The following is a 16,222-nucleotide window of genomic DNA, read 5'->3' on the forward strand; positions in this document are numbered from 1 at the left end:
ACGTCCGACGGGCAAGAGCCTCTGAACCGGGAACACATCACGTGTTCCTGGTGAATAGGCTCGGTTCCTGAACCCGGCTTTTCGATTTCACTTAGCGGGAGCCAGCGCAAGCCCTCCGCGCTCCCGGGGAGACACTAAGGAATCCGGCTGTCCGGAGCATCCCGGCCCTTAAGCAGCGGGCATACCCAAACCCAAAGAAGAACCCAATCTGAATGTACAGGCCCCGGCCGCCATCATAGCCATTATATCGGAAGCTCGACCGTAAAAGTCGTGGTTCCCTGTTTGCTTTCGGCGGTAATATTTCCTCCGTGGGCAACGATGATCTCTTTTGCGATAGCCAGGCCTAATCCCGCGCCTCCCGTGTCACTGGAGCGGGCGGAATCCAGCCGGTAGAACTTCTCGAAAATAGCCTCTAATTTTGCGGTCGGGATCGTTTTTCCGCGGTTGGAAAACAGGATAATGATACGTGCTTCCTCCCTGCGGGCATGGATATCGATCACACTGCCCGGATCGCTGTAGGCGACGGCATTTTTTAAAATGTTATTGAATACCCGGGCCAGCTTGTCCGGGTCTCCGGATACGGTAAGATTGTCCTCCACATCAAGGACCGCGGTCCTTCCTCCCTCCTCCAGCATCGGGTAAAATTCATCGGCCATCTGCGCCAGCATAAAGCTTAAGTTAATCGGCTCTTTGTTCAATACCATAGCCTGCAGGTTAAAACGGGTAATCTCGAAAAACTCGTTGATCAGCTGTTCCAGGCGGTACGCCTTTTCCAGGGTCACGGAGACATATTTTTCCCTCTGTTCTTCCGGCATGTCCTTGGCCTCGTCCAGAAGGCTGAGGTATCCGATCACGGAAGTCAGCGGAGTCTTGATGTCATGAGCCAGATAGACGACCAGGTCGTTCTTTCTCTGCTCGCTTTCCAGGGCGTCCTGCTCCCGCTTTTCTAATTTTTGTTTTACGTCGTTTAAGTGCTTTTCCATAAAATCCAGTTCCGGAGAGAGTTGGATCTCTTCTTCGGATTCTTCCGCCAGCCGCTCCACACCCACGCTGATCTCTTTAAAATAATGCATGAATTTTGTCATGGCGTAATAAAACATGAGAAGGAGCAAAAGGCTTAAGCCCGCCATCATATAGAAGGTCTTATTGTCCCTGAAGATCGCCTGGTAGATGCCGACGGCTCCATAATAATCCAGATGGAACAGCCGCTGGCACAGCTTCACAAACCCTTCCGCAAAGGGTTCCTGCAGAATTCCGTCAATCAGGATATACTGAAGAAGGGCCCCGATTACGATGGCGCCCACACCAATTAAAAAGATTTGAAATAATACTTTTCGTTTCAGCCTGCCGAATTCTTTATTCAATCTTATACCCTACTCCCCACACGGTTTTGATATATTTCGGGTGATCGGAAGAATCCTTCATCTTCTCTCTGAGATGACGGATATGTACCATTACGGTATTATTGCTGTTGCCAAAATACTTTTCTCCCCAAACCTGCTGGAAGAGATCCTCGGAGCTGACCACTTTCCCCCGGTTCTCACACAGGACCCACAGAATAGAAAATTCCGTGGGCGTCAGGGCAAGGGAACGCTCATTTAACTGGCACTCATGCTTTTCTTTATTTAAAACCAGGCCGGAAAACGCCAGGATATTTTCATCTATTTCCGGCTGCATTGTGTTATATTTTGTAAATCTGCGAAGCTGCGCCTTCACCCGTGCGATGAGCTCCAATGGCCGGAAAGGCTTTGTGATATAGTCATCCGCCCCCAAGGTCAGGCCGGTAATCTTGTCCAGCTCGTCATCCTTAGCCGTCAGCATAATAACCGGAAAATTATATTTTTCCCGGATCTTGCGGCAGATAGTAAATCCATCGATATCGGGCAGCATAACATCCAGAATCGCCAGATCCAGCGTTTCTTTTTCAATGCACGCTAACGCCTCCTGCCCATTGTAAAACTTAAATACCCGATAATCCTCGTTTTGCAGATAAACTTCTATAAAATCTGCAATTTCTCTCTCATCGTCCACAACCAATATATTTGTTTTCTCCATTGCACTCACCATCCTCTTTTACCCACTGTTCCTATAGTAACAGATTTCCGGACTTTTTTTGTTACCAAATACTTGCATTATTCTTAAACTTTCCTTAAATTTCCACCTTTTCACTCTTAACATTCAACACAACCAATGCGCCCAAGACCATCAATACTCCGGCTATCACCGATATCCTCACGGATTCCCCAAAGCAAAAGATCCCCACCAGGGACGCCACCACCGGCTCTACGGAAGCGGTTATGGAAGCCTTCCCCGCCTCCATCCCGGACAAGCCTTTCGTATACAGCAGATAGGGCAGGACATTCGTAAAAAAGCCAAACGCCAGAAGTTCAACGGCGACCAGCGGATGTGCAGCCACCACCTCAACCAGCAGGCCATAATCCACAAACCAGGCCGTCCCTATCGTTGCGAACAAAAAAGTGTACACCGTCACCGTCATAGAATCGTACCGGCGAAGCCCATAAATTCCAAATATACTGTACAGGCCATAACCAAGACCGGCCCCAAGTCCGGTCAGCACTGCGGACAGGGACAGGCTCATGTCCCCTCTTCCGATCCCGGTTACCAGCACGCAGCCCGCAAAAGCCATCAAAAGAGCCGCCCCTTTTCGCCATGTCATTGTTTCGTGGAACAAAAACAGGGACAACAGCATCACAAACATAGGCGCCGTATACAATAAGACGGAAGCCACCGCTAGCGACGTGCGCCGGATCGTCGTAAAATAGCAAATATTAAAAAAGGTAAGGCTTAAAATACCGGTACCCGCAAAACACCAGCTGTCCCTTAACTTAATTCTTAACTTCTCCCTGTGTTTTGCCAGCATATATATGGTCAGAATCAGAGCAGCTCCCATGGCACGCAGCGCGGTCAGCGCCAAAGAGCTGAAGCCATATCCCCCAAGATGCCGGATAAAAATGCCGATACATCCCCACATGGAACCTGCGGCGATTATACAGGCATAATATTTCCCTTTTAATTCTTTTCCAGTCACTTTCTCCCCCGCAATGCCCTGTCCGCAGTCTTCAACGCCTGCCGGCCTTATCAGCTTCTGAATTTTTTATCCTTCACTAGTGTATCATTATACAACAGAACCTCTCAAATGTCATCCCGCGATTTGCAGCCCCTTGATTTGTGTCCTCCTCCCGCCGACAGGGCAGAAACAGATAGGGGCGGCGGGAGTGTCCGGCAGCTATTACGTCCGCCTTACCAACTCCCACCGCCGCTATCTGTCTGCGCCCTGCCGGGCCCGGTCCTCTTTTAAAAATGCGCTCCGGCTATCTGTAAGTCCCTGACTTGGTAAATTTATCGTTCATGTCAAAGGACGTGATACTGGTTTCCCCAAAAGGCTGAATCACATAAAAGGTATTGCCGATGTAAGCCCCCCGCAGTTTTCCGCTTTCATTATCTTCCTCGCCGTAGACAAGTCTGTTGATAAACCCTTTTTCCGGATCATAGGAGAAGACCAGATAGTCGACTACAGAATTTCCTTTTCGATTGCCATATCCAGCAAAGCCAAAAATATTTTTTTCCGGATCGATAAGCATTTCTTTATAATTGTACAACGCATCTGCATAATTATAGTCTTTCAATACATATTTATGCACCTCCACAACATTCTCCGGATCGGAGATATCGAACATGGACAGTTTTAACCCCAGATGGGCGCCTGTTTTCGGGTCTGTCTCTTCCCCCAGTCCCAGCAGCAGATGGTCGTTGTAGAAGTGCAGATAGTTGGAGAAACCTGTCACTTTCAGCTCGCCCATCACTTTGGGATTGGCAGGATCGGACAGATCTACGGAAAACAGCGGATCTGTCTCACGATAGGTTACAAAGTATCCGGTGTCCCCGAAAAATCTGGCGGAATAGATCTTTTCTCCCTTGGCCAGGCCTTTGATCTCTCCGATGATGTTCAAGCTTTCATCCAGCACATAGAGTTCATTGGTCGAATCCTGCGCCTTGCTGTCGTAAGCCGTCGTTACCACCCTCAGATTCCCTTTGTATTCATCCATGGAGAAGGAATTATTGAGATTTCCTCTGATAACCCCTACTGCGGACGGCGTTATCTGACCGTTCGCATAATGTAATTTGAGTATCTCGGTTTTATTCGTGTCATATCCGTATCCCTGCTCCTCCGCCACATAGATGTTTTCCGTGCTGGCATAATAGTGCTGTCCGTTCGTCACTACCGTCTTGGCGTCGCTGATCTGATCGGGTTTACGAAGGTCGATCCCCGATACCACCAGATAGGAACTGTCCTGAATATATTCCGGCAGGTAGATGCAGTCCGCAGTCAGCAGTCTCCCGTTCACGGCCGGGATATAGCCGTCATACTGGGCCGGATAGGCCGGAAGTTCATCTTTATAATAGTTGGTAAAGAGGTAGAGATAGTTGCCGTTTCGTCTGGACGTCTCGTAGTAACCATCCTGCGTGACGGATCCGATTTCACTTGGCATGCTCCTGTCACGGATATCGTAGGTAACGGTTACCGTCTGGTTGGATAATACCGTCCGATAGACATCGTCTGACGTGTTTTGTTTCAGGGAAGCCTGGGAGGATGCGCCGATAATCGTAAGCGTGTCCCCGGTGACGTAAAATTCATAGATCGAATCCATTTTTTGTGTCATGGATAACTCGGCAGTCTGCGTCATCAAGGAACCATCCGCACGGATGATCTGAAAGGTATTGTCCAGCGTATCCGCGATATAGAGATACTGGCCGTCATTCTTTATAATATCGCCTTCATCAACCGCACGCACCTGAAGATTGGTCGTTGAAAATCCCTGCTCTTTCTGCATATCGGAAGCGGCTTCGTACTTGGCCGCACTTTGGACAGCGGAATTTTCCGCTCCTCCGGCCGCGCCTTCCGCAGCGCCGGCTGCGCCGTCATAATTGATTCCCATATCAGAAGCCGACTCTTCTACCTGCCGCAGCTGCTGTTTTTTCGCGTTTGCCACTTTCTCATACAGATCTTCATAGCTTCCGGGAGTGGGAATCGGGGAGTCCGCCGCCTTAGCGTCTGCTGCCGATCCGGCCCCGCTTTCCGAAGCTTCCGCCGGAGCTGCCGCATCGGCGGAAGAGGTGTCCCGGGCCATCTGCACGCTCTCTGTTTTTGTTCCGCTTTTCTGTGTATTTGCGCCAAGCCACACGGATGCCACCACAACCAGGCAGGCCGCGGCAGCCAGGCCGTATTGGTAGATAGGTCTGTGTACCTTTTTCGCCTTATTTGCTGTATTTATGATATCATCGATCGCTTCCGGCCTCAAATGCTCGGGTATTTCCACATCTTCGGCCGCGCATTTGATCTGTTCCAGCATTTTATTCTCGTCCATAGCCAGATTCCTCCTTTCTACGATTCCAGTTTTTTCTTCAGCTTCGCTAAAGCGCGGCTTTGTCTGGACCGTACGGTATTATCATTCATATGTAGTATTTTTCCGATCTCCTTGCTGGTGTACCCGCCGAACACGGCCATGGATACGATCAGCCTCTCGTCATCCGCCAATTGTGAAAAAGCCGTATGCATGTCATAACCGGTGGCGTAATCCGCCTCCGGCAGCGGCAGAGTCTCGTCCAGAGGGAGTGTCTTCCCTACATATTCTTTTAATTTCCTCTTGCATTTATTTGACAATATCTTGAAAATCCATCCCTGAAAAGCTTCCTCACTGCGCAGCCGGTGGATTCCCCGGTAGGCATCGATCACCGTCTCACTGACCACATCCTCAGCGTCCTGGGGATGTTTCAGCGTATAATAAGCGAAGCGGTACAAATCCTTATATACCGTTTCATATAATTCGGCGAATGCGGCCGCATCCGATGCCTTGGCCTGCTTTACTATCTCGGGATTAATCACCATATGTTCACCCCCGCTTCTTCCGTATATACTTAAAGTGTACCCGATCTTTCTTTTTGTTGCATCTATTATTATATTTTTTTCGCTATGAGCACTTGCGGCTGCTTTTTAGCCGCTTACGTGCGATGCATGAAAAATAGTCAGCGAGGCTTTTTCGAGCGCTACTATTTTTTATAGCTATGAGCACTTAGTGCCTGTATTTTAGGCACTTACGTGCGATGCATGAAAAATAGTCAGCGAGGCTTTTTCGAGCGCTACTATTTTTTATCGCTGCTACTTGTCCCTCTTCATCCCTAAGGAGTATACTAATGATATAAACGGAACCAATGAGGAGGGATTTTCCGTGTGGATTGTATTTGCTTTTGCATCCGCCCTGTTCGCCGGAATCACGGCAGTTTTAGCCAAATGCGGTATTAAAAATACAGATTCCAACGTAGCTACCGCGCTGCGGACCTGCGTGGTCCTGATTTTTTCCTGGGTCATGGTTTTCATCGCCGGGGTGCAGACGGACCTGACCGGCCTCAGCAGCAAAACACTTATTTTCCTCATCCTGTCGGGAGTCGCCACCGGCGCCTCCTGGTTATGCTATTTTAAAGCGCTGCAGCTGGGTGATATTAATAAAGTCACGCCCATCGATAAATGCAGTACCATTCTTACCATGCTGCTGGCCTTTCTCCTGCTGGGCGAGCCCATATCCCCTTTAAAGGGCGTCTCCATGCTCCTGATCGCAGCAGGCACCTATCTGATGATTCAGAAAAAACATATGCTTCGAGAACCGGCCGGAAAACCGGGCAAAAACCGCAGCTGGATCTTTTTCGCCTTTGGCTCTGCCATTTTCGCTAGTCTTACTTCGATCCTGGGCAAAATCGGCATCGAAGGCGTGGATTCCACACTTGGTACCGCCATACGGACCATTGTCGTTCTGATCATGGCATGGATTGTCGTCTTCGTAACAAAAAAGCAGCACACGATCCGCCGGATTGACCAGAAAAGCTGGCTCTTCCTGATCCTGTCCGGGTTCGCGACCGGCGGCTCCTGGCTATGCTATTATCGCGCGCTGCAGACCGGTTTTGCCAGTGTGGTGGTCCCCATTGACAAATTAAGTATCCTGGTGACCATCGCTTTCTCCCGCATCGTGTTCAAAGAACGCCTGAGCAAAAAATCAGCAGCCGGTCTGGTGATGATCACATCAGGTACGCTGTTGCTGCTTCTTTGATATATTTTTTTAGTTTTAAATAAATCGAAAAATTTTATTGACAAATTATGGATTTGCAAATATACTATTTAAAAATAGAACAGTGAAACCGTTGAGTAAGAGGAGTAGATATCTGCTGTTTGGTTTCAGAGAGTCTTCGGCCGGTGCGAGAAGATAACCAAAGGGATATTGAATGGACTTATGAGGTCGGGAAGAACGATACGATCGTATCCAGTAATGCCCGACGGGAATTCCACCCGTTATCCATGGAACAGACATATTGGTGTCTGAAGCAAGCGGATGATTCATCATCAAACCGGGTGGTACCGCAGAAGCATACTACAAGCTTTTGTCCCTGTAAATACAGAGGATAGGGGCTTTTTTTATTTCATCGGAAAGGGTTCCTATGGAATAAAAACTACTCCGGGGGATCGCACAGCGGCAAAAAGGAAGATTAAGATTTCACTGGATGAAAATGTAAATGAATCAAGAAAGGAGTTTTAATTATGGCAAAAGTACCGCACAGACTTTATTTAACCGAGGAGCAGATGCCCAAACAATGGTATAATCTGAGGGCTGATATGAAGGAACAGCCGGACCCGATCCTGAATCCCGCCACCTTCCAGCCGGTGACGGAGGAGGATCTGTATCCTGTCTTCTGCGAGAAGCTGGCTCACCAGGAGTTAGACGGAGAGACCCGCTATATCGATATCCCGGAAGAGATCCAGGATTTCTATAAAATGTACCGGCCCTCTCCCCTGATCCGCGCCTATAATCTGGAAAAAGCGCTGGATACCCCGGCAAAAATCTATTATAAGTTCGAGGGCAACAATACATCCGGGAGCCATAAACTGAATTCAGCCATCGCACAGGCTTATTATGCCAAGGAACAGGGATTGAAAGGGCTGACGACCGAGACCGGAGCCGGCCAATGGGGAACGGCTTTGGCGGAAGCCTGCTCTTATTATCACATTCCTCTGACCGTATATATGGTAAAATGCTCCTACGAGCAGAAACCGTTCCGCAAATCGGTGATCGAGACTTTTGACGCAAGCATTATCCCAAGTCCCAGCGATACCACAAATGTGGGCCGGGCAATTTTAAAAGAGCATCCCGATACCACCGGCAGCCTTGGATGCGCAATCTCCGAAGCGGTGGAAAAAGCAGTCTCCACGCCCGGTTATAAATATGTGCTGGGTTCCGTCCTGAATCAAGTGCTGCTCCATCAGTCCATCATCGGGCTGGAGAGCAAGATAGCCATGGAAATGCTGGATGAGTATCCCGATGTGGTTATCGGCTGCGCCGGCGGCGGTTCTAACTTAGGCGGCCTGATCGCGCCTTTTATGCAGGATAAACTGCTGGGCAGGGCCAATACCCGTTTCATCGCAGTGGAGCCTGCCTCCTGCCCTTCCCTGACCAGGGGGCGTTACGCTTATGATTTCTGCGATACCGGCCGGGTAACTCCTATGGCCCGTATGTATACGCTGGGCTGCGATTTCATTCCTTCCGCCAATCACGCCGGAGGCCTCCGTTACCATGGCATGTCTCCGATCCTCTCCAAGCTGTATCACGACGGCTATATGGACGCCATATCCGTGGAACAGACGAAGGTGTTCGAAGCCGCCACCTTCTTTGCCAAACAGGAAACGATCCTGCCCGCGCCCGAATCCGCGCACGCGATCTACGGAGCCATGGAGGAAGCGAAGAAATGCAAGGAAACCGGCGAAGCCAAGACCATCCTGTTCGGCCTTACCGGCACGGGTTACTTCGATATGATGGCGTATTCGGCTTACTTAAATAAATCCATGAATGACTACATCCCTACCGACGAGGAGTTAGAGCCTGGCTTTGCCGGTCTTCCGAAGATTCCAGGGATTCAGGAATAATTTTTATTTTCAGATAAGCCCTGTGTTATCATAATTTGAGCCGCCGGGACAGAATTTCAGATTGATTCTGTCCCGGCGGCTCTATTTCATTTTATAGTTTATAGGTAAAACTTCTTCTGTTTTACGCTTCTTCTTTTTACGTTTCCTCTGTTTTACGCTTCCTCTATTCCCACGGCAGATCACTGTGCTCGATCTTCTTATCCCGAATCATCAGATCCCTTACCGCTTCCGCGGCAGGTTTACCGGCAAACAGCACCTGATTGACCTGCTCGATTATGGGCATTTCCACCTGATATTTCTGTGCCAGCCCTACGGCAGCTTTGGCGGAATAGACGCCTTCCACCACCATCTTTACCTCATCCATGGCGGCCTGCATCGTATACCCCTGGCCGATTAAGTATCCCGCTCTGCGGTTCCGGCTGTGCTTACTGGCGCAGGTGACGATCAGATCACCGATTCCGCTCAGGCCTGAGAAGGTCTCCAATTTTCCGCCCATCTTCATGCCAAGCCTTGCGATCTCCGTCATTCCACGGGTAATCAGCGCGGCTTTGGTGTTATCGCCGTATCCGAGGCCGTCCGCGATACCGGCGGCCAGGGCGATTACATTTTTCAGCGCGCCTCCCAGCTCGATTCCCAGCATATCCGGGCTGGTATAGACACGGAAGACTTCGTTCATAAAGATATTCTGAAGGTATTCCGCCGTTTTTTTGGTGTGGGCGCCTATGACACAAGTAGTGGGCAGTCCCCGTCCCACTTCCTCCGCATGGCTGGGCCCGGAGAGTACCGCCACATCGGCCTGGGGAATCTCTTCCTCAACGATATCGCTTAAGGTGAAGAAGGTCTTCTCTTCGATCCCTTTGGCCACATTGACGATCCGCTGTCCTTCGGAAACATAGATGCTCATGGAATGGGCCGTACTCCGGGTATAGACGGATGGTACCGCCAGCACCAGTACCTCTCTGTCCATTACCGCCTGCTTCAGATCGCCGGTGATGGTGATCTGCTCCGGCAGATGTACCCCCGGCAGCTTATCCTTGTGCTCCCTGTCGTTTTTAAGCATCTCCACTTCCGCCGGAATGATCGACCAGATCGTCACCTCATGTCCGTTGCGATTTAACATCCAGGCTAACGCTGTTCCCCAGCTACCCGCTCCGATGATACTGATTTTTGCCATATGACACCCTTCCCTTCTTTTATAACTCCCTGACCGATCCCTGCCGCTTCCGGCAGCCCTTCCACCGGTTCGCTTTAATTCTTTTTGCTGAGATAAGTTTTATTTTCCGTACCGTGAATCAGTCTCTTAATATTTTCTCTATGCCGCCAGACCGCCAATAATGTCAGAAATGCACCCACTATGTATAATTCGATCCGATGCGCCCCACTCATGCCGAACCAGCCCATCTGGCCAAAAACGACCAGCTCGATCAAAAAACCGGTCACAACCAGCAGCGAGCCGACCGATACATATTTGGTAATCCCATAGCCAAGCGCGAAGGTGACCAGTCCGATTCCGGCCATCGGCAGATTGAAGGCTACAATCAGCCCTCCTGTGGCCGCGATACCCTTCCCGCCCTTAAATTTCAGATAAAACGGGTAGTTATGCCCCAGCACAACGCCGGCGCCGGTATACAGATTCAGAAGCGGCATAATATCCGCCTGGGAATTATGGAACAAAAACCAGGTGACGAGAACCGCAACCACACACTTGAAGGCGTCTCCCAGCAGGGTAATGGCTCCGGCCTTCTTCCCAAGAGTCCGAAGCGCGTTGGTCGTGCCCGCGTTGCCGCTGCCATGCTGCCTGATATCAATCCCATGTGCCTTTCCATAAAAATAACCGGTCTGGAACAGACCAAACAGATAGCCGATCACCACACAGATAATTCTCGCACCCATTACTGATCCTTCTCCTTCCTCTCTCTGATAAAGAACTTCAGGGACGTTCCCCGGAAGCCGAAAGCTTCCCGGATCTTATTTTCCAGATACCGCTGATAGGAAAAATGCATCAGTTCCTTGTCGTTGACAAAGATGACAAAAGTCGGAGGTTTCACCGACACCTGCGTCATATAATAAAGTTTCAGTCTCTTTCCTTTATCCGAAGGCGGCTGCTGCAAAGCGACTGCCTCGGTCATAATCTCGTTTAACACACCGGTGGACACCCGCAGCGAATGGTTTTCAATCACCACATCGATCATCTCAAACAGTTTGGGCAGGCGCTGTCCCGTCTGGGCGGAGATAAACAGGATTTCCGCATAGGACATAAAAGCCAGCACTTCACGGATCCGGTTGGTATATTCGTAGATGGTCTTATCGGTCTTCTCAACAGCATCCCATTTGTTCACGGCGATAATGATACCTTTGCCCCGCTCATGAGCGATACCGGCGATCTTGGCGTCCTGCTCCGTGACCCCTTCGGTGGCGTCGATCACCAGGATCACCACATCCGCCCGCTCCACAGCCGTTACCGCCCGGATGATACTGTAGCGCTCCAGTTCTTCTTTAATCTTGTTCTTTCTTCTAAGCCCTGCCGTATCGATAAACACATAGGGTTTCCCTTCCCAGGTCACCTCCGTGTCAACGGCGTCCCTGGTCGTTCCCGCGATATCCGATACCAGAAGACGCTTTTCCCCCAGCAGCTTATTGATCAGCGAGGATTTTCCCACATTGGGCTTTCCAACGATCGCGATTCTGGGCCGCTCATCCTCCTCCTGCTCTAACTGCTCCGGGGTAAAATGTTCCACCACCGCATCCAGCATATCCCCGATTCCAAGCCTGGAAGCGCCGGACACCGGCATCGGCTCCCCGATCCCCAGATTATAAAACTCATAGACATCCGGCAGAAACTTATCAAAATTATCCACTTTGTTGACAGCCAGTACCACCGGCTTGTGGGAACGCCGGAGCATATCCGCCACCTTCGCATCCGCATCCACCAGTCCCTGGCGCACATCTGTCAGAAAAATGATCACATCCGCCGTGTCGATGGCGATCTGCGCCTGCTCCCGCATCTGGGAGAGAATGATATCCTTGCTCTCCGGTTCTATCCCGCCGGTATCGATCAGGGTAAAATGATAGTCCAGCCAGTTCACATCCGCGTAAATCCTGTCCCTGGTTACACCGGGCGTATCCTTTACGATCGCTATATTATCCCCTGCCAGAACATTAAACAGGGTCGATTTGCCCACATTGGGCCGGCCTACTATGGCCACAACCGGTTTACTCATAACTTCCTCCATTCATAGGGTCTGTCCTTAAGATACTTCGGACGAGATCCGCTCCGCTTGATTGTACAATATCTATCGGAACTTGTAAAGTCTCCGAAAGCTCCTGTCTGGTAATATCATCCAGAAAAACCTCTTCCCCGCTGCGGAACATATTACACGGGAGAAGAAGCCGCTCACCCAGTTCCCTGCCGGTCAGCTGATTTTTTAAATCCCGCCCGGTAAGCAGTCCTGATACGGTGATCTTCCCTCCGAAAAATTCATTTTTGATCGGATACAGCTCCGCCTGAACCCCCGGGAATTTACGCTGAATCTGTTCCAAAATATCCTTTAGATAATCCTGAATCAGTTCCCCGCTGGCGATGGACACATGAACCCTCCGGCCGTCTCCCTCCATGGTTTCCAGTTCCTCTTTGACTTCATTGAGCAGCAGCCTTACCATGCCGACTCCGTTTTCCAGCTGCAGATATCCGTCATAGACCTCTTCCTCCGGTATCGGTTCCCCGGCCATAATATACCACTCATCCCCCGCGTGGATAAAATGCACCCCATGTTTCCGGTATATCTTCTCCTGCCATCTGTGGATCACGCCCAGCACCTCTTTGGCATCTTCTTTTGAAAATGATTCCAGAGGCGCAAGCCCGTCCCGAAAGCGCGTAAGCCCTACCGGGACGATCGACACGCTCTGCAGACACGGCAAATATCCGGTCATCTTCTCAATCGTATATTCTAACTCTTCGCCGTCATTTAACCCTTTGCAAAGCACGATCTGCCCGTTCATCTGAATTCCCGCCTCATAAAGCCTGTCCAGCTTCTCAAGCGCCTCTCCCGCGAAACGGTTGTTCAGCAATTTACACCGGAGCTTCGGATTCATGGTATGGATAGACACATTAATGGGCTCCATGCGGTAGCGGATGATTCTATCCAGATCATGATCGCTCATGTTGGTCAGCGTCACATAATTTCCCTGCAAAAACGACAGACGGCTGTCATCATCCTTAAAATACAATGTTTCACGCATATTCGGAGGCATCTGGTCCACAAAACAGAACACACATTTATTCCGGCAGGACCGGTACTCATCCATCAGTCCATTTTCAAAAATGATCCCCAGATCCTCGTCCTCATCCTTCTCGATCTCCAGCTCCCACTCTTCCCCGTCGGCCTTCTCCACCAAAACCGTCAGTTCTTCCTCCTCGATCAGGTACTGATAATCAAATACATCCCCGATCTCCTGTCCGTTCACACTGATCAGTACGTCTCCCGGTTCCAGCTCCAGTTCCTCGGCGATACTTCCCGGAACAAGCTGGTATATCCGGTGGCCCCGTTTTTTATCTTTCATGTTTACCTCCAGTAGTGTATCTGCTGCGCTTTGATACTGCGCCTTCCATATCTGTTCCTTATAGCATATCCATTCCGCCGGACAATAAACAGGCTCGAAACAGCCCGCTTATAGATCCCGCATTTCTCATCTGCGTTCCTGTACAACAAGACAAGGCGGCGGATTCCGGGCGCATGCCGGCCTTTTGCGCCGACACACAAAATCCTCTGAACTCAGAACGCATCCGCTGTACTGGGTTGAGAGGATCGCTGTTTGAATCCGCCGTCCTTATCTCCTGACCGGTGATTTATTTTCGAAATGAGATCGCTTCCATGGCCTTCTCCAGATCCTCGTACTGCTCCAGCAGTTTTTTCTGTGACTGGACGATCTCCGCGTATTTCTTATGGCTTTCCCGCACGGAGGTCTGCTGGTTCTCAATCATCGCCCGCATCATACGGACCCGGTCTTCCACTTCCGCCTCCGTTTTCTTCGCCGACTCATTGGCCTCCATCACAATCTGTCTGGCCTTGGTCTGCGCCTCACGGTTCACCTGATCTGCCGCGCTGTGGGCCGCGTCCATCAGTGATTTTACCTTTTCCTGAGCCTTCTCCATGTAGTCCTGCTCTTTTTTCTTCGACATGGCCAGTGCTTTCTTCAAAAGCAGCTGGTTTTTCTTATCTTCCTCCTGCTGAGCCTTCAGCTCATCAATCTGAGCCTCCAGAGCGGCTTTTTCACTGATCAGGCCGTCAACCTGCGTCTGAAGAGCGCTCAAACCCGCCTTATATTCTTTTTCTCCCTCTTCCATAGAAGCTATAATCTCATCCAGGAACTGGTCCACTTCAATAGGAGAATAACCTTTCATCTTACGGTCAAACTCTTTTTTCAAAATCTCCTGCGCTGTAATTTTCATAAAAGCCGTCCATCCTTCCGATCCCGTCTTTTCATTCGGATATCTCAAATTTCAACATTTTTACACCTATCTCTTACTATAATAAGAAAAATAAAGAAAACTGTCAATAATATGCGAATAATATCTTTTTATTTCCGGGAAATGGGCGACATTCGTGGCCTTTTACAACCAAACGGAAACAGCCGCACTATCCTGCGGACAAAAAAAACGGATGGCCGGTATTCCGGCCATCCGTTGCGTGTTCCTTAAGTTCCCGGCCCTTGCGTTCCGGTTACTGAGGCATATGTACTTTCTGTTCGAAAGAATTCTTTACAATCGCCCTGCCTTCTTCCAGAGAAGAGATATAACCCAGGGCTTTTAACTGCATCACCACGTTACCCAGAACAGAACCTTCCGTAGGCCCGGCCACGACTTTCTTCCCGGTCTGCTTTGCAGTCAGCTCACACAGAAGCTGATCCTGGATTCCGCCGCCTACCATATTAATACAGGAGATGGTTTTTCCGGTTAAAAGTTCAAGATCTTCGATGGTTTTCTTGTATTCATAGGTCAGTCCGTTGTAGATGGCCATAGCGATCTCGCCTAAGCCTTCCGGCGTACCCTGTCCGTGGTCTTCACAGTATCCGATAACTTCCTTCATCATATTGTAAGGAGCGTTGAATCTGGGATCATTGGGGTTGATATGGAAATCCTGGCGTTTGGCTGCTTTGGCTGCCGCAATGATATCGGGGAAAGATACCTCTCCTTCGAACTCACACCAGTTTCTGCGCAGGTTCTGCATTACCCAAAGACCGTTGATATTCTTCAGATAACGGATCTTGCCTTCCACACCGCCTTCGTTGGTGTAGTTATATTCATAGGATTCCTTTGTCAGAATGGGCTCATCCAGCTCCATTCCCAACAGGGACCAGGTACCGCAGCTTAAGAAGGCTGCGTTTCTGTCCTCAAAAGGCGTTCCCGCTACCGCGGATGCCGTGTCATGACTGCCGACCGCGATCATTTTCACACCGGAGATTCCGGTTTCGTCTACTACCTGTTCGCACAGATCCCCGATGATGGTGCCGGGAGCTACCATCTCGCAGAATAATTCCGGACGGATTCCCACTTTTTTCAGCAGCTCCACATCCAGTACTCTGTTCTTGGCATCCAGTACCTGTCCGGTACTGAGCTCCGTATATTCGTTATATTTCTTTCCGGTCAGGAAATAGCCGAACATATCGGGCATCAGCAGGATTTTATCCGCTTTTTCGTATATGTCAGGTCTCATCTGCATGTCGGCATGCAGCTGGAATAGCGTGTTGAAATTCATGAACTGAATTCCGGTGGTCCCGTACAATTCTTCCAGGGGAACGATCTTACCCACTTCTTCTATGGAATGTTCCGTGCGGTCGTCCCTGTAGTGGATCGGATTACCGATCACATTTCCCTCTTTGTCTAACAGACAGTAGTCTACGCCCCAGGTGTCGATACCCATACTCTGGATCGGAATCTTTCTGGCGGCGGCTTTTTTCAGTCCTGTTTTCAGTTCATGATACATCCGGAAGGTATCCCAATAAAAAACATTTCCTACCCATACCGGCTCATTGTAGAAACGGTGTAATTCCTCCAGTTCAATTTTTCCATCCTGGAATTTGCTTAAAATCATTCTCCCGCTGGAGGCTCCAAAATCAAATGCCAGATTGTAAATAGGTTCGCTCATTGTACATATCTCTCCTTTTCTTTATTTCAGCCGTGCTTTTGTTTCCGCAGCAAGTAGGTGGTGATTCCGCACAGCTAATGGCCTGTAAGGT

13 protein-coding genes and 1 other annotated feature are annotated in these 16,222 nt (G+C 49.8%); of the genes, 2 read left to right on the top strand and 11 right to left on the bottom strand.

The genetic code is table 11. The annotated features are described in order from the left end of the window. Positions 1–242 precede the first annotated feature (242 nt). From vanS to KTH89_RS10325, 5 genes are all read right to left on the bottom strand, one after another. The gene (vanS, locus tag KTH89_RS10305; protein WP_238721556.1) at positions 243–1,364 is read right to left on the bottom strand and encodes a vancomycin resistance histidine kinase VanS; all 1,122 of its coding nucleotides are present in this window, start codon (positions 1,362–1,364) and stop codon (positions 243–245) included. Continuing rightward, the gene (gene vanR, locus KTH89_RS10310) at positions 1,357–2,055 is read right to left on the bottom strand and encodes a VanR-ABDEGLN family response regulator transcription factor (protein ID WP_158343202.1); all 699 of its coding nucleotides are present in this window, start codon (positions 2,053–2,055) and stop codon (positions 1,357–1,359) included. The genes vanS and vanR overlap by 8 nt, the downstream gene beginning before the upstream one ends. A 94-nt stretch (positions 2,056–2,149) precedes the next feature. Further along, a complete protein-coding gene (locus tag KTH89_RS10315; protein ID WP_238721558.1) occupies positions 2,150–3,049 on the bottom strand; it encodes a DMT family transporter in 900 nt (299 codons plus the stop codon). Positions 3,050–3,332: 283 nt separating this feature from the next. Continuing rightward, positions 3,333–5,387, bottom strand: a complete 2,055-nt coding sequence (locus tag KTH89_RS10320) for a beta-propeller domain-containing protein (RefSeq protein WP_238721559.1) — start codon at positions 5,385–5,387, stop codon at positions 3,333–3,335. Between the two features lie 17 nt (positions 5,388–5,404). Beyond that, a complete protein-coding gene (locus KTH89_RS10325; protein ID WP_238721561.1) occupies positions 5,405–5,908 on the bottom strand; it encodes an RNA polymerase sigma factor in 504 nt (167 codons plus the stop codon). Positions 5,909–6,248: 340 nt separating this feature from the next. On the opposite strand from KTH89_RS10325, the gene KTH89_RS10330 reads away from it, so the two are divergent. Then, positions 6,249–7,121 (top strand): EamA family transporter, encoded by an 873-nt coding sequence (locus KTH89_RS10330; RefSeq protein ID WP_158343209.1) that lies wholly within the window; start codon positions 6,249–6,251, stop codon positions 7,119–7,121. A gap of 82 nt (positions 7,122–7,203) precedes the next feature. Continuing rightward, positions 7,204–7,460: a binding site (T-box leader), on the top strand. Positions 7,461–7,606: 146 nt separating this feature from the next. Beyond that, the gene (locus tag KTH89_RS10335) at positions 7,607–8,986 is read left to right on the top strand and encodes a TrpB-like pyridoxal phosphate-dependent enzyme (protein WP_158343211.1); all 1,380 of its coding nucleotides are present in this window, start codon (positions 7,607–7,609) and stop codon (positions 8,984–8,986) included. A 163-nt stretch (positions 8,987–9,149) separates the two neighbouring features. Here the strand turns inward: KTH89_RS10335 and KTH89_RS10340 are convergent, their stop codons facing one another. The 6 genes from KTH89_RS10340 to KTH89_RS10365 form a co-directional block, all read right to left on the bottom strand. After that, positions 9,150–10,160, bottom strand: a complete 1,011-nt coding sequence (locus KTH89_RS10340; RefSeq protein ID WP_238721563.1) for an NAD(P)H-dependent glycerol-3-phosphate dehydrogenase — start codon at positions 10,158–10,160, stop codon at positions 9,150–9,152. A 74-nt stretch (positions 10,161–10,234) separates the two neighbouring features. After that, positions 10,235–10,879 carry a glycerol-3-phosphate 1-O-acyltransferase PlsY gene (gene plsY, locus KTH89_RS10345; RefSeq protein WP_238721565.1) on the bottom strand — a complete coding sequence of 215 codons (645 nt, stop codon included), beginning with the start codon at positions 10,877–10,879 and terminating at the stop codon, positions 10,235–10,237. Further along, positions 10,879–12,207, bottom strand: a complete 1,329-nt coding sequence (der, locus tag KTH89_RS10350; RefSeq protein WP_238721567.1) for a ribosome biogenesis GTPase Der — start codon at positions 12,205–12,207, stop codon at positions 10,879–10,881. Before der ends, plsY begins: the two co-directional genes overlap by 1 nt. Then, on the bottom strand, positions 12,200–13,546 hold the full coding sequence (locus tag KTH89_RS10355) for a DUF512 domain-containing protein (RefSeq protein ID WP_238721568.1): 1,347 nt from the start codon (positions 13,544–13,546) through the stop codon (positions 12,200–12,202). The genes der and KTH89_RS10355 overlap by 8 nt, the downstream gene beginning before the upstream one ends. Positions 13,547–13,832: 286 nt before the next feature. Beyond that, complete coding sequence (locus KTH89_RS10360) at positions 13,833–14,435, bottom strand: DivIVA domain-containing protein (protein WP_158343221.1); 603 nt, start codon at positions 14,433–14,435, stop codon at positions 13,833–13,835. Between the two features lie 271 nt (positions 14,436–14,706). Continuing rightward, positions 14,707–16,131 carry a rhamnulokinase gene (locus KTH89_RS10365; RefSeq protein ID WP_158343223.1) on the bottom strand — a complete coding sequence of 475 codons (1,425 nt, stop codon included), beginning with the start codon at positions 16,129–16,131 and terminating at the stop codon, positions 14,707–14,709. Positions 16,132–16,222 lie beyond the last annotated feature (91 nt).

Source organism: Diplocloster agilis (assembly GCF_019042275.1).
Lineage (GTDB): Bacteria > Bacillota > Clostridia > Lachnospirales > Lachnospiraceae > Diplocloster > Diplocloster agilis.

Coding starts and splice junctions, on each gene's coding strand:
- KTH89_RS10365 (WP_158343223.1), bottom strand. CDS start 16,131: ATGAGCGAACCTATTTACAATCTGGCATTTGATTTTGGAGCCTCCAGC.
- plsY (WP_238721565.1), bottom strand. CDS start 10,879: ATGGGTGCGAGAATTATCTGTGTGGTGATCGGCTATCTGTTTGGTCTG.
- KTH89_RS10335 (WP_158343211.1), top strand. CDS start 7,607: ATGGCAAAAGTACCGCACAGACTTTATTTAACCGAGGAGCAGATGCCC.
- KTH89_RS10355 (WP_238721568.1), bottom strand. CDS start 13,546: ATGAAAGATAAAAAACGGGGCCACCGGATATACCAGCTTGTTCCGGGA.
- KTH89_RS10320 (WP_238721559.1), bottom strand. CDS start 5,387: ATGGACGAGAATAAAATGCTGGAACAGATCAAATGCGCGGCCGAAGAT.
- der (WP_238721567.1), bottom strand. CDS start 12,207: ATGAGTAAACCGGTTGTGGCCATAGTAGGCCGGCCCAATGTGGGCAAA.
- KTH89_RS10360 (WP_158343221.1), bottom strand. CDS start 14,435: ATGAAAATTACAGCGCAGGAGATTTTGAAAAAAGAGTTTGACCGTAAG.
- KTH89_RS10340 (WP_238721563.1), bottom strand. CDS start 10,160: ATGGCAAAAATCAGTATCATCGGAGCGGGTAGCTGGGGAACAGCGTTA.
- KTH89_RS10325 (WP_238721561.1), bottom strand. CDS start 5,908: ATGGTGATTAATCCCGAGATAGTAAAGCAGGCCAAGGCATCGGATGCG.
- vanR (WP_158343202.1), bottom strand. CDS start 2,055: ATGGAGAAAACAAATATATTGGTTGTGGACGATGAGAGAGAAATTGCA.